Origin of the sequence: Micromonospora sp. NBC_01638, from assembly GCF_045209745.1 — a bacterium.
GTDB lineage: Bacteria > Actinomycetota > Actinomycetes > Mycobacteriales > Micromonosporaceae > Micromonospora.
In genome coordinates, this window is record NZ_CP109273.1 from 2,450,835 (window position 1) to 2,463,414 (window position 12,580).

Consider the following 12,580-nt stretch of genomic DNA (forward strand, 5'->3'; position numbering starts at 1 on the left):
GCTCCTTAGGGGGTGAGGGTGAAGGGGCGGAAGGTGCGTGGCCCGTAGAGCCGGTCCAGAACCTGGTCGAGTTCGCGCAGCAGCCGCCACGCGTCGTCGGGTCGTTTGTCCAGGAACCGCTGCCGGCAGCCCTGGGCGAAGTCGAGCAGCTCGCGCGGCGCGTGGCGGTTCATCAGCGAGGTCATGCAGCGGCTGGCCATCGCGATGTCGGTGCCCGGCCCACAGGGCTGCTTCTTGGGGACCTCGGGCGGATACCAGTCCTCCTGGCCGGGCACCAGCGCCGGGACCGTGCTCCCGACGGGCGCGGAGAAGCACCAGTCGACCAGCACCACGCCGTGTGCGGCCGGCTCGATCAGCACGTGTCGCGGCAGGACCGCGCCGTGCACCACACCGGCCCGGTGGGCCAGGCCGAGCGCCACCAGCAGCCGCCGCCACATCCAGGCCAGGTCCCGGGCGTCCAGCCCGTCGGGGTACGCGCGCCGCACCTCGTCGAGGTCGTGCAGGCCGGGCGCGGTGGCGAGCACGTTGATCTGCCGTTCGGCGCCGGTCGTGGCGTCGCGGTGCCGGAAGTCGTCGACCAGCCGGGGCACGTACGGCAGGTAGCGGGGATCGCCGCGCTCGGCGATGGTGCGCAGGGCGTGCGCCTCGCGGGCCATCAGGTCGTTGTCGGTGGGCCGTCGGGGGAGCTTGAGCAGCCGGTCGGCGCCGACGTCGTAGAGGTCCGCGAGGTCGCCCGAGTGGGCCGGCGTGCCGAGGCGGTAGTCGCCGAGGACGGTGACCTGCCGGGCCTTCCACCGGGTGGTGACGTGGATGAACGCATCGAGGGCCTTGGCGCGTACCGCCGGGTCCGCCGGCAGACGGTCGGGGTGCAGGGCCGCGACAAGCTCGCGGTAGCGCCGGGCCGGCTGGTCCGTGCCGAACAGGTCGGCGTCGGTGTGGGCCGCCGTGACCAGGCCGATGGCCGCCGCGGTCCTCATCGCACCGTCTCCTCGCGGGCGGGACGCAGCAGCGCCGGGTGCAGCAGTCGAGCGTCGCCGGCCCGGTAGAGCCGGGCGCGCGGACCGCCCCGGGCGCCGCCGCGCTCGGTGCTGGCGCCCGTGCTCTCCACGAAGCCCGGCACGGAGAGCACCTTGCGGTGGAAGTTGCCGGCGTGCAGCGGGTGGCCCCAGACCGTCTCGTAGACGGCGCGCAGCTCGCTGATCGTGAACTCGGCGGCGAGGAAGCGCGTGGCGAGTGGGGTGTATTCCAGCTTGGACCGGGCCCGCTCCAGCGCGTCGTCGATGATCCGGCCGTGGTCGAAGGCGAGCTGCCGGCTGGTCAGCGCGGTCACCGGCAGCCAGATCGCCTCGTCGGCGTCGGTGCCGGCGGCCGGGTCCGGCAGGTCGGGGGCGAACGCGAGGTGGGCGATCGAGACGACGCGCATCCGCGGGTCGCGGTCGGGCGCGCCATAGCTGCCCAACTGCTCCAGGTGTACGCGGCGCAGCCCTTCGCCGCCGAGCCCGGTCTCCTCGGCCAGCTCGCGTCGGGCGCCGGCGGTCAGGTCCTCGTCCGGGTGGACGAAGCCGCCGGGCAGCGCCCAGTGCCCCTCGAAGGGAGCCTGGCCGCGCCGGATCAGCAGCAGGTGCAGTGCGTCGTCGCGGATGGTCAGCGCCACCACGTCGACGGTCACGGCGACCGACGGGTAGGCCCGGGGGTCGTACGCGGCCAGGAACTCCTGCTCGTCAACCATGTCTCTCTCAATCTGAGAACATCTCTCTGTGAGAACAACTTAGCGCACGAGAGCGCCCCTGCCAAGCCCGGATCCGGGTCGACAGGGGCGTCAGCGCACGAGACCCGCCAGGTGCGGTCGACCCCGCGAGTCGTGCAGGGCGAACCCGCCGTCGGGCAGGAGGGCGAAACTCACCGTGCTCGGCAGCGGTACGGGCAGCTTGAAGGCGACCTCGACGGTGTAGGCGTCCGGCAGTCGGCTGTCCAACGCGGCCAGGCAGCGCGCCTTGCTCCACATGCCGTGCGCGATCGGCCGGCGGAACCCGAACAGCCGCGCCCCGAGCAGGGAGGTGTGGATCGGGTTGTGATCCCCGGAGACCCGCGCGTACTGCGTACCGACGCGGGGTTCGACCCGCCACCTGGCGGTGGCGGCCGGCGCCTCGGGGCGTCCGCTCCGGTCGCTCCGCCCACCGCCCTCGGGCTTGCGTTCCCGTCCGAGGTACGTCGAGATGCCGCGCCAGACCTCCTCCCCGTCGACCGAGCCGACCAGCACCACGTCCACCTGCCGCCCCCGGTCGTGCGGGCGCAGGTTCTCCGCGTACGTCCTGAAGTCGAGGGTCTCGTCGGCGATGATCGGGCGGCGCACGGTGATCTGGTTGCCGACGTGCACCACGCCGGTCAGCGGGATGGGAAACTCCGGCGCGGTCATCAGTCGCAGGGTCAGCGGGAAGCCCATGACGTGCGGAAACGTTGCGGGCAGCCGGTCAGTGAGCCGGAATCCGCAGACCCGGTCGTAGTCGGCCAGGTGTGCCCGGTCGACGGTCACCCCGCCCGCGGCCAACTCGACCGCCGGCAGGCCGGGCCCGCGCCGCCGGCCGCCGAGGCCCGGCAGCGCACCGAGCAACGCGCGCCGATAGAGCGCCCCGGCCGTCGGTTGCCGTTGCGCGCCCATCACGCGCCCAGCAGGCTCTGGCCGCAGACCCGGACCACGTTGCCGCTGACCGCGCCGCTGGCCGGCCAGGCCAACCAGCCGATCGTCTCGGCCACGTCGACCGGCAGCCCGCCCTGGGCCAGACTGTTCATCCGTCGGCCCGCCTCGCGGACCACCAGCGGAATGCGCGCGGTCAGTCGGGTTTCGATGAAGCCGGGGGCCACCGCGTTGACGCTGATCCCCCGGTCCCGTAGGGCCGGGGCGAGTGAGTCGACCAGCCCGATCACGCCGGCCTTGCTGGTGGCGTAGTTGGTCTGCCCCCGGTTGCCGGCGATCCCGGCGATCGAGGAGACCGACACGATCCGCCCGCCGGTCGGGATCAGCTCCCGCTCCAGCAGCACGTCGTTGATCCGCTCCTGGCTGGAGAGGTTGACGTCGATCACCTGGTCCCACCGGTCGGCGTCCATCCGGCCGAGCGTCTTGTCCCGGGTGATACCGGCGTTGTGCACCACCACGTCGACCCGGCCGTGCCGGCTGGCCAGGTGATCCGCGAGCCGGGTCGGCGCGTCCGGCGCGGTCAGGTCGAGTTGGACGGCGGTGCCGCCGATGTCGTTCGCCACCGCGGCGAGCGCGTCTCCGGCGGCCGGGATGTCCAGTGCCACCACCTGAGCGCCGTCGCGGGCGAGCACCCGGGCCAGCGCCGCACCGATACCCCGGGCGGCACCGGTGACCAGCACCACCTGCCCGTCCAAGGGCCGGTCCCAGTCGGCCGGGGCGCTCGCCTCGCCGGTGCCGACCCGGATGACCTGCCCCGAGACGTACGCGGACCGGCCGGAGAGAATGAATCGGAGGGTCGATTCCAGGCTCGTCAGGGTGCCGGCCGAGTGGTCCGGGCCGTCCGAGCGGGCCGTGCCGGCGCGGGTCACGTAGACGAGCTGGGCGGTGGTGCCCCGGCCGAACTCCTTGCCGATGCTGCGGACCAGCCCTTCCAGGGCGCGCTGGGCGGTCGCCTCGCGGGGCGTCGCGCACTCCTGCGGCGGGGTGCCCAGCACGATCACCCGGCCGCTGGGAATGACGGCCCGGGCCTGCGGATGGAAGAAGTCGTAAAGCTGGTGCAGGTCGGTCGAGTCGGTGATCCCGGTGGCGTCGAAGAGCAGTGCGCCGTACCGCTGCGGGCTGTCAGCGGCGGTGTTGGCGGCCGGGCCGGCCAGCTCGACCCCGGCGGCGGTCAAGATCCTGGCGATCGGCTCGGCGAGCCGGCCGCCGGTGGCCGCGCCGAGCAGGGCCGGCCCGGGCAGCAGCGGGTCGCCGGGGTGGTGCCGGCGCAGCCGGGGCGGGTCGGGCAGCCCGAGGCGCTTGACCAGCGCGCGGCCGGCGGCCGATTGGACGAAGCTCGCGTACCTGTCCGTCATGGGCGTAGCCTACTGGCGAGTAGGGTTCGAGCAACACATGTCGAGGAGGCGGATCGTGCAGAGCATCCGGCGGGTCGCGGTCATCGGGGGCAACCGCATCCCCTTCGCCCGTTCCAACTCCCGCTACGCGGACGCCTCCAACGCGGACCTGCTCGGCGCCGCGCTCGACGGTCTGATCGCCCGCTATGGGCTGGCCGGACAGCGGGTCGGCGAGGTGGTGACCGGCGCGGTGCTCAAGCACTCCCGCGACTTCAACCTCACCCGCGAGGTGATTCTCGGCTCACGGCTCGACCCGCACACCCCGGCGTACGACATCCAGCAGGCCTGCGGCACCGGCCTGGAGGCGGCGATCCTGGTCGCCAACAAGATCGCCCTCGGTCAACTCGACGTGGGCATCGCCGGTGGTGTCGACACCACCTCCGACGCGCCGCTCGCGGTCAACGAGGAGATGCGGCGCACGCTGCTCAAGCTCAACTCGGCCCGCACGCTGGGCGAACGGCTCAAGGTCGCGGCGAAGCTGCGCCCGCTCCAGCCGTTCAAGCCGGAGATCCCGCGCAACGCCGAGCCGCGTACCGGCCTGTCCATGGGTGACCACGCCGCCCGCACCGCCCAGCACTGGCAGATCGACCGGCGATCCCAGGACGAGCTGGCGCTGCGCTCGCACCAGCGGCTGGCCGCCGCCTACGACCGGGGCTTCTTCGACGACCTGATGACGCCGTACCTGGGGCTGACCCGCGATGCGAACCTGCGCCCGGACACCAGCCTGGAAAAGCTCGGCTCGCTCAGGCCGGTCTTCGGCACCCGCGGCTCGGACGCCGAGCACGCCACCATGACCGCGGGTAACTCGTCGCCGCTCACCGACGGCGCGTCGACGGTGCTGCTGGCCAGCGAGGAGTGGGCGAACGCGCACAAGCTGCCCGTGCTGGCCTGGTTCAGCTGGTCGGAGACCGCGGCGGTGGACTTCGTGCACGGCGACGAGGGGCTGCTGATGGCTCCCGCGTACGCCGTGCCCCGGATGCTGGCCCGGGCCGGGCTGACGCTCCAGGACTTCGACTACTACGAGATCCACGAGGCGTTCGCCTCGCAGGTGCTGGCCACCCTCGCTGCCTGGGAGTCGCCAAAGTTTTGCAAGGACCGGCTGGGACTGGACGCCCCGCTCGGGTCGATCGACCGCGAGAAGCTCAACGTCAACGGCTCCTCGCTGGCGGCCGGGCACCCGTTCGCCGCCACCGGCGGCCGGATCGTGGCCACCCTGGCCAAGCTGCTCGCCGAGAAGGGCAGCGGGCGGGGGCTGATCTCGATCTGCGCGGCGGGCGGTCAGGGCGTCACGGCGATCCTGGAGCGCTGAGGCGTCCCTGTCGATCAACCTGTACGTCGTCCGCTCGCAGCCAGCCGAGGAAGCGGGCGTACAGGTCCCCGGCCGGGTGGTGGCGCAGGTCGGAGGTCGCGTCGGCCGCTCCCCTGGGTAGAAGCATTGGTTCCGCGGGTGGCGGGCGGCAAACCGCGGGCGCCGCAACGAACGGCGGACGATACTGGCACGGTGGAGGAGGACCTCGTCGAACTACTGGCCTCGACCGGAGTCACCTGCCGGTTGTTGGTCGAGCAGACGCGGGGCCCGTACCACCGAGCTGTGCATCCCGAGCGTCGGGAGATCACCGAGGACCGCGATGGTCTCCCGCTGCGCCTTGGGCTACGCCTACTGGCGGCGGACGCCACCACCCCCCTCGCGGACGTCCTCGTCGAGGTCTGGCAGGCCGACCACGTGGGCCGATACTCCGGCTTCCAGCCATTCGAAGCGAGGCCGGGACAGGTGGTCACCTCGGAGTCGGTGCCGCACGATGTGATCGCCGCCGGTGAGACGTACCTGCGGGGCAGCCAGCGCACCGACGAGCGCGGGATGTGCGCGTTCAACACGATCTACCCGGGCTGGTACGCCAGCCGCACCGTGCACATCCACCTCATCGCGCACCTCGGCGACCGCTCGGTGACCACGCAGCTCTACTTTCCCGACACGGTCACCGACGAGGTTTTCAGTCGCCCGCCCTATCGGGGCCGGCCGCAGCGCGACACCACCAACGCCACCGACAGCATCTTTGCCGACGGCGGTGAGCAGATGATCCTGGACCTGCAAGGAGATCCGACGACGGGCTACACCGGGGTCCTCTGCGTCGTCCTCGACCGGCAAGCGCGACCTGCCTCGGCTGCGGGTCCTTCGGCGGAAAGCGACGGTTGATCGTGGCCAGCACGGAGCAGATCAGGGCCACCATCGAGGCCCACCTGGCCGCCGTCGGCGCGGCCGACGCTACCGCGCTGGCGGATCTCTACACACCGGATGCCCGCCTGCATGACCCCGCTGGCGGATCCCCAGTCACCGGCCGAACGGCCATCGAGCAGCACTTTGCCGGCGTGCTCACCGAGCAACGGACAATGGAACTCGTCATGGTGGCGATCGCCGACCACCACGCCGCGTTCCACTTCCGCGCCACACCAGCCGACGGCCCCACCAGAGAGGTCATCGACACCATGACCTTCGACGACCAAGCCATGATCACTTCAATGCAGGCGTACGCGAGCTAACACCAAACCTGGTCGGAGTAACCTGCGTGGCCTGCGTCCGGCTAATGGGAGGAATCGCTCCACCGTGGCCGCGAATGCTGAGGGGTCGTCCACCCAGGGGAAATGCCCAGCCCGTGGCTGCTGGCCGCTGCACCAGGGGTCCCGGCCGATGTCCGCCGCCACGCCGCCCGGGACCCGCAACCGTGACCGGGTCAGGCGGTGGCACCGCCGTCGATGGCGATCGCCGCGCCGGTGATGTGCCGGCCGCCCTCGCCCACCAGGTGGCTGACCGTCGCCGCCACGTCGGCCGGCGTCCCGTACCGGCCGAGGGCGATGTGCGACCGCTGCACGTCGGCGCTGGCGCTCTCCGACGGGTTCATGTCGGTGTCGGTGGAACCGGGAAGGATCACGTTGACGGTGATCCCGCGCGGGCCGAGTTCACGGGCGAGGGCCCGGGTCAGGCCGTTGACCGCGCTCTTGGTCATGGCGTAGACGCTGACCCCCGGGTCCGGGACGCGGCTGGCGAAGCTGCTGCCGATGTTGACGATCCGCCCGCCGTCGCCCATGTGGCGTACCGCCGCCTGGGTCGCCAGGAACGCCCCGCGTACGTGCACGGCGATGGCCAGGTCGAGGTAGTCGAGGCTGACCTCGTCGATCGGCCCGGCCGAGAACACGCCGGCGTTGTTGACCAGGATGTCCAGCCGCCCCAGTTCGGCGACGGTGCGCTCGACCGCCCCGGCCACCGCCGTACCGTCGGCGCTGTCGGCCCGGATCGCCAGGCCGGTGCGGCCGTACGCCTCGATGTCGGCGACCACGGCCTTCGCGCTGTCTTCCGCCTCGCGGTAGGTGAACGCGACGTGGGCTCCGTCTTCGGCCAGCCGGCGCGCGACGGCGGCGCCGATACCGCGGCTTCCGCCGGTGACGAGGGCGACCCTGCCGGTAAGTCTGGACACGCTTCCCCAATCCTGTCTGTCGACTCAGGAGAATGATCACCCTATCCGGCGGTCCGGGCAGCCTGGACCGGTGCCAGGTCAGCCGAGCCCGTGCCGTGTTGACGACCGTCTCTACCGTGATGGGAGCTGCCCGGACATCACCGACGGCGGCACTCGCGACGGGAGTGGTCATGTCCGCTCAAGCCCTGCTACGTACCACGATCGTCGCCCTGGCGGCGGCGCTGACGGCCGGCGGCTGCGCGTCCAGCGGCACGAGCGCCACGGAATCCACCGCCACGACCTCGGTCACCGAGGCCCCCGGCGACGCGACGGCATCCGGATCCGCGCCCGCCACCGGCGAGGCGGCGACGACCGGGAAGCCCGCCGACAGCGGCACGACCGGCGGCGGGTCGACGGGCGGCGACACCGGCAGCAGCGGTGGGCGGTCCGGCGACAAGCCGACGACGAGCGCCCCGAAGCCGGCCGGTCCCGCCATCGCCGTCTTCCGGGTCGCCCAGAAGCCGTCCTGCCCGTCCGGCACCAGCGCCAACCCGATCGCCGGCACCCCGGTCGTCCTGGAGTGGAAGGCCAGTAACGTCGACTCCGTCGCCCTCTCCGTCGACGGCCCGGGCGTGTACGCCGACAACTACCCGCCCACCGGCAGCGAGATCCTGACTTTTCCCTGCTCGGGAGCCGGGGGTGAGGTGCAACGGCACACGTACCTGCTGACGGTCCGCAACGCCCACGGCAAGCAGACGAAGACCCTCGTGGTGAGTGCGGCCGTGCACGACATCCCGCGGGTGTGACCTGACCCGACCCGTCCCGCCGATCGGCCGGCGGGCCGGGTTGGCTGGGGCTGCGACCGGCGCGTACGCGACAATGGGGCGCGTGACGACGATCCCGAACGTGCTCGCCAACCGTTACGCCTCACCCGAACTGGTCGCCCTCTGGTCACCGGAGGAGAAGGTCCGGATGGAGCGGCGGCTCTGGCTCGCCGTGCTCCGCGCGCAGCGCGATCTCGGTGTGCCCGTGCCGGACGGCGTGGTCGAGGCGTACGAGCGGGTGCTCGACCAGGTGGACCTGGCCTCCATCGCCGAGCGGGAACGAGTCACGCGGCACGACGTGAAGGCGCGGATCGAGGAGTTCAGCGCGCTCGCCGGGCACGAGCACGTGCACAAGGGGATGACCTCGCGGGACCTCACCGAGAACGTCGAGCAGCTCCAGGTGCGCGCCTCGCTGGAGCTGATCCGGGACCGGGTGGTGGCCACCCTCGCCCGGTTGGCCTGGCTGGCCCACGAGCATTCCGAGCTGGTCATGACCGGCCGGTCGCACAACGTGGCGGCGCAGGCCACCACGCTGGGCAAGCGCTTCGCGTCGGCGGCGGAGGAACTGCTCATCGCGTACGAGCGGCTGGAGGAGCTGATCGTCCGCTACCCGCTGCGCGGCATCAAGGGGCCCGTCGGGACGGCCGCCGACCAGCTCGACCTCTTCGACGGCGACGCCGACAAGGTCGCCGAGTTGGAGCGGCGGGTCGCCGAGCACCTGGGCTTCTCCCGGGTGCTGGACAGCGTCGGGCAGGTCTACCCGCGCTCGTTGGACTTCGACGTGCTGGCCGCGCTGGCCCAGACCGCCGCCGCGCCATCGTCGCTGGCCACCACGATCCGGCTGATGGTGGGCCAGGAGTTGGCCACCGAGGGCTTCAAGCCGGGTCAGGTCGGCTCCAGCGCGATGCCGCACAAGATGAACACCCGCTCGTCGGAGCGGGTGAACGGCTTCGCGGTGATCATCCGGGGTTACCTGTCGATGGTCGGCGAGCTGGCCGGTGACCAGTGGAACGAGGGGGACGTGTCCTGCTCGGTGGTCCGGCGCGTGGCCCTGCCGGACGCCTTCTTCGCCGCCGACGGGCTGTTCCAGACCTTCCTCACCGTGCTGGACGAGTTCGGCGCGTACCCGGCGGTGATCAACCGGGAGCTGGAGCGGTTCCTGCCGTTCCTGGCGACCACGAAGATCCTGGTGGCGGCGGTCCGGCGTGGCGTCGGCCGGGAGGTCGCACACGAGGTGATCAAGGAGCACGCGGTCGCGGTGGCCCTGGCGATGCGCGAGAAGGGCTCGCCAGAGAACGACCTGTTCGACCGGTTGGCAGCGGACGGCCGACTCGGCTTGTCCCGCGCCGACATCGACACCCTGGTCGCCGACCGCAGCGCCTTCGTCGGCGCCGCCCAAGCCCAGGTCCAAGCGGTAACAAGGCGAATCACCAAGGTAGTAGAAACCCACCCAAACGCCGCGACCTACTCCCCACCCCCAATCCTCTAGCCCCCCACCCCACCCCCCGGTTGATCATGAAGTTATTGCCCCGACACGCCGATCCGGGCGGCAATAACTTCATGATCAACCGGGGGGTGGGGTGGGGCGGGTGGGCGGGGGTTAGTCGCCTGTTGGGGTTTCGGCGGCTGTTCGGAGGTTGGGGCCGCTGGCCGGTTCGGCGATGCCACCGAGCGACTCCGCGAAGCCCGCGTCGTGCGCCGCCGCCGCGGCGACCGCCGGCTGGTCGGCCGGCATGACCTCGGGCATCTTGGGTACGGCGACAACTGCCGTTCCGTACGCGCAGATTTCCATCCACAGCTCGCCGCAGTCCCGGCTGTCGAACCGCATGCCGATCACCGCGTTCGCGCCGAGCCGCAGGGCCTCCTCGCCAAGCCGGGTCACCGAGTCGGTGCGCCATCGGGTCAGGTTGTCCGGGGCCATCGGGTCGTACGCGCCACCACGCAGATTCTTGACACCCTCGCGGTACGGGTTGCGCGTCCGTGCCATCGATGACACCACCTCACCGAGAATCTGGCGGATCTCGTAGCCGGGCAGTTGCTCTGTCGTCACGACCAGCACGGTTCCGATGCTGTCAGGAGTGGCGCGACCCGATCGGGTGCATTGTTCACCTGGTCGGATGCTGCAAAACGGCGCGGCGCGGACGGCCGGCCCGCGGCCGACCATCCGCACCGCGCGGGGCGCTAACCGTCAGACACCGGCCGTCGAGGTGATCCAGGCCCGGTTGTACGCAACACTGCCGTAGTTCTGGATGCTGGACCCGTCGGCCGTGGAGGCGACGCCGACCTGCTGGCCGTTGTAGAACTGCGGGCCACCCGAGTCACCCCGCCAGGCGTTACCGCTGATCGCGGTGCTGCGGATGGCCTGCCCGCCGTACGCGTCGGTCACGCTGTTGCTGGTCACCCGCACGGTGGCGGTCTTCAGTTGGCTGGACGCGGAGCAGCCGCTGTAGCAGGTCATGCCCCAGCCGTAGATCGAGTTCGTCGAGTTGATCGGCGGGTTGCTGCTGGCCAGGGTCACCGCCGAGGTGCTGACGGTGCTGGAGAGCCGCATGAGGGCGAGGTCGTTGCGGGTGTAGGTGGCGCTGACCGTGCGGGTGACCCCGCCCGAGGCGTGGTAGACGCTGCCGACCCGGACCGACATGGTGCCGCTGATGCAGTGCCGGGCGGTGAGCACCCACTGCGGGGAGATGACGCTTCCGGAGCAGGTGAACGAGCCGTTGCTGAGCACCGCGGCGGCCCAGGGCGCGGATGAGACGGTGGTGCCGCCGATGATGGGCTGCGGGCCGGGCGGGGCGGCGGACGCGCCGGACGCGGCGCCGAGGGCGCCGACCAACGCGGTGCTGAGTACGACGAGCAGGGGGCGGATGCGCATCGGGGTGAACTCCTTGGACGGGCCCGGGGTCGCCGGGTGCGGGATGGGCGGCAGCGGGGATCCCCGCCGACGCTCTAATCGAGGCGTGTCGATGTACCGTAGAGCCTCGGGTGATCGTTATCAAGAATCTGATCGAGGTTGCTCAATGTAACGATTCAGCCACCCGCTGCGCCGTATATGTCCTGCTGAGAGCACCTGTCCCGACTGACGGGCCACCCTGGGTGCCGGTAATGTTGATCACTGCCTGAACTGCGCCCGGCCGGTGCGTCCGTGGCGGTATCTGCCAGGTACGCTGGCTGCGCTCGCCCGTTGTGGGTCGGCACCCAACTGCGTACACAGTCAGGAGTGCCCAGTGCCTCGCGTCGTCGTCGACGTCATGCTCAAGCCCGAGATCCTCGATCCGCAGGGCCAGGCCGTCGCAAACGCGCTGCCCCGGCTCGGCGTCGGTGACGTCGCCTCGGTTCGGATCGGCAGGCGGATCGAGATCGAGTTCACCGGTGAACCGGACCTGGACCGCGCTCGGGAGATTGCCGACAAGCTGCTCGCCAACCCGGTCATCGAGGACTTCACCGTCCGCCTGGTCGAGGCCGACGAGACCGCGGACGCCCGCTCGTGACCGCCCGGGTCGGTGTGGTCACCTTCCCTGGCTCGCTCGATGACGGGGACGCGGCGCGGGCCGTCCGGATCGCCGGCGCTGAGCCGGTCCGGCTCTGGCACGGCGACCCGGAGCTGCACGGGGTGGATGCGGTCGTCCTGCCCGGCGGCTTCTCCTACGGTGACTACCTGCGTTGCGGCGCCATCGCCCGGTTCGCCCCGGTGATGGAGACGATCGTGGATGCCGCCCAGGGTGGTCTGCCGGTGCTCGGCATCTGCAACGGCTTCCAGATCCTGTGCGAGGCGCACCTGCTCCCCGGTGCGCTCACCCGCAACCAGCACCTGCACTTCCGCAACCGGGACCAGATCCTGCGCATCGAGTCGGCCGGCACCGCGTGGACCAACGTGTTCCAGCCCGGCCAGGAGGTGCTCATCCCGGTCAAGAACGGCGAGGGTTGCTACGTCGCGGACACCGCGACGCTGGACCAGCTCGAAGCCGAGGGCCGGGTGGTCGCCCGCTACCTCGGCGGCAACCCCAACGGGTCGCAGCGCGACATCGCCGCGATCACCAACGCCGCCGGCAACGTGGTCGGCATCATGCCGCACCCCGAGCACGCGGTGGAGGCGCTCACCGGCCCTTCGCTGGACGGCCTCGGCTTCTTCACGTCGGTCCTCAAGCACCTGGTGGGGGCGCCGGCGTGACCGGCGACACGATCATCGGTCAGCTCAACCGCCTCTCTGGCGGGCACGAG

General features: G+C 71.4%; 14 protein-coding genes. 7 read left to right on the forward strand and 7 right to left on the reverse strand.

The genetic code is table 11. From position 1 onward, the window contains the following. Nucleotides 1-5 precede the first annotated feature (5 nt). The 4 genes from OG811_RS11550 to OG811_RS11565 all read right to left on the reverse strand — a co-directional run bounded on the left by OG811_RS11550 (nucleotide 6) and on the right by OG811_RS11565 (nucleotide 4,050). Entirely contained in the window at nucleotides 6-977 is a 972-nt protein-coding gene (locus OG811_RS11550; protein ID WP_406074056.1) for a serine/threonine protein kinase, read from the reverse strand. After that, nucleotides 974-1,729, reverse strand: a complete 756-nt coding sequence (locus tag OG811_RS11555; RefSeq protein WP_406074057.1) for an NUDIX hydrolase — start codon at nucleotides 1,727-1,729, stop codon at nucleotides 974-976. Before OG811_RS11555 ends, OG811_RS11550 begins: the two co-directional genes overlap by 4 nt. A 90-nt stretch (nucleotides 1,730-1,819) precedes the next feature. Continuing rightward, nucleotides 1,820-2,659: a MaoC family dehydratase gene (locus OG811_RS11560; RefSeq protein ID WP_406074059.1), complete on the reverse strand. Its 840-nt coding sequence runs from the start codon at nucleotides 2,657-2,659 to the stop codon at nucleotides 1,820-1,822. Then, nucleotides 2,659-4,050 carry a 3-oxoacyl-ACP reductase gene (locus OG811_RS11565; protein WP_406074061.1) on the reverse strand — a complete coding sequence of 464 codons (1,392 nt, stop codon included), beginning with the start codon at nucleotides 4,048-4,050 and terminating at the stop codon, nucleotides 2,659-2,661. Before OG811_RS11565 ends, OG811_RS11560 begins: the two co-directional genes overlap by 1 nt. 55 nt (nucleotides 4,051-4,105) lie before the next feature. Here OG811_RS11565 and OG811_RS11570 point away from each other — a divergent pair, with 55 nt between their 5' ends. The 3 genes from OG811_RS11570 (at nucleotide 4,106) to OG811_RS11580 (ending at nucleotide 6,627) form a co-directional block, all read left to right on the forward strand. After that, complete coding sequence (locus tag OG811_RS11570) at nucleotides 4,106-5,398, forward strand: acetyl-CoA C-acetyltransferase (RefSeq protein WP_406074062.1); 1,293 nt, start codon at nucleotides 4,106-4,108, stop codon at nucleotides 5,396-5,398. Nucleotides 5,399-5,590: 192 nt separating this feature from the next. Next, complete coding sequence (locus OG811_RS11575) at nucleotides 5,591-6,283, forward strand: hypothetical protein (protein ID WP_406074064.1); 693 nt, start codon at nucleotides 5,591-5,593, stop codon at nucleotides 6,281-6,283. A gap of 2 nt (nucleotides 6,284-6,285) precedes the next feature. Next, complete coding sequence (locus OG811_RS11580; protein ID WP_406074066.1) at nucleotides 6,286-6,627, forward strand: nuclear transport factor 2 family protein; 342 nt, start codon at nucleotides 6,286-6,288, stop codon at nucleotides 6,625-6,627. A gap of 191 nt (nucleotides 6,628-6,818) precedes the next feature. Here the strand turns inward: OG811_RS11580 and OG811_RS11585 are convergent, their stop codons facing one another. Beyond that, complete coding sequence (locus OG811_RS11585; RefSeq protein WP_406074067.1) at nucleotides 6,819-7,559, reverse strand: SDR family NAD(P)-dependent oxidoreductase; 741 nt, start codon at nucleotides 7,557-7,559, stop codon at nucleotides 6,819-6,821. A gap of 170 nt (nucleotides 7,560-7,729) precedes the next feature. Here OG811_RS11585 and OG811_RS11590 point away from each other — a divergent pair, with 170 nt between their 5' ends. After that, nucleotides 7,730-8,344, forward strand: a complete 615-nt coding sequence (locus tag OG811_RS11590) for a hypothetical protein (RefSeq protein ID WP_406074069.1) — start codon at nucleotides 7,730-7,732, stop codon at nucleotides 8,342-8,344. An 82-nt stretch (nucleotides 8,345-8,426) separates the two neighbouring features. Further along, complete coding sequence (gene purB / locus OG811_RS11595) at nucleotides 8,427-9,851, forward strand: adenylosuccinate lyase (protein ID WP_406074070.1); 1,425 nt, start codon at nucleotides 8,427-8,429, stop codon at nucleotides 9,849-9,851. A 111-nt stretch (nucleotides 9,852-9,962) separates the two neighbouring features. On the opposite strand, the gene OG811_RS11600 is transcribed toward purB, so the two are convergent. Then, nucleotides 9,963-10,526: a YbjQ family protein gene (locus tag OG811_RS11600; RefSeq protein WP_406075664.1), complete on the reverse strand. Its 564-nt coding sequence runs from the start codon at nucleotides 10,524-10,526 to the stop codon at nucleotides 9,963-9,965. Nucleotides 10,527-10,550: 24 nt separating this feature from the next. Continuing rightward, nucleotides 10,551-11,234 (reverse strand): S1 family peptidase, encoded by a 684-nt coding sequence (locus tag OG811_RS11605; protein ID WP_406074072.1) that lies wholly within the window; start codon nucleotides 11,232-11,234, stop codon nucleotides 10,551-10,553. Nucleotides 11,235-11,586: 352 nt separating this feature from the next. Between OG811_RS11605 and purS the strand changes: the two genes are divergently transcribed. Both purS and purQ read left to right on the forward strand, forming a co-directional pair. Next, on the forward strand, nucleotides 11,587-11,850 hold the full coding sequence (purS, locus tag OG811_RS11610; RefSeq protein WP_030491392.1) for a phosphoribosylformylglycinamidine synthase subunit PurS: 264 nt from the start codon (nucleotides 11,587-11,589) through the stop codon (nucleotides 11,848-11,850). After that, on the forward strand, nucleotides 11,847-12,530 hold the full coding sequence (gene purQ, locus OG811_RS11615; RefSeq protein WP_406074073.1) for a phosphoribosylformylglycinamidine synthase subunit PurQ: 684 nt from the start codon (nucleotides 11,847-11,849) through the stop codon (nucleotides 12,528-12,530). The genes purS and purQ overlap by 4 nt, the downstream gene beginning before the upstream one ends. The last annotated feature ends 50 nt before the right edge of the window (nucleotides 12,531-12,580 follow it).

Bases quoted from the DNA above. Each gene is read 5' to 3' on its own strand.
- OG811_RS11565 (WP_406074061.1), bottom strand. From the start codon at position 4,050: ATGACGGACAGGTACGCGAGCTTCGTCCAATCGGCCGCCGGCCGCGCG.
- OG811_RS11590 (WP_406074069.1), top strand. From the start codon at position 7,730: ATGTCCGCTCAAGCCCTGCTACGTACCACGATCGTCGCCCTGGCGGCG.
- OG811_RS11605 (WP_406074072.1), bottom strand. From the start codon at position 11,234: ATGCGCATCCGCCCCCTGCTCGTCGTACTCAGCACCGCGTTGGTCGGC.
- OG811_RS11600 (WP_406075664.1), bottom strand. From the start codon at position 10,526: ATGGTCGGCCGCGGGCCGGCCGTCCGCGCCGCGCCGTTTTGCAGCATC.
- OG811_RS11560 (WP_406074059.1), bottom strand. From the start codon at position 2,659: ATGGGCGCGCAACGGCAACCGACGGCCGGGGCGCTCTATCGGCGCGCG.
- OG811_RS11550 (WP_406074056.1), bottom strand. From the start codon at position 977: ATGAGGACCGCGGCGGCCATCGGCCTGGTCACGGCGGCCCACACCGAC.
- OG811_RS11555 (WP_406074057.1), bottom strand. From the start codon at position 1,729: ATGGTTGACGAGCAGGAGTTCCTGGCCGCGTACGACCCCCGGGCCTAC.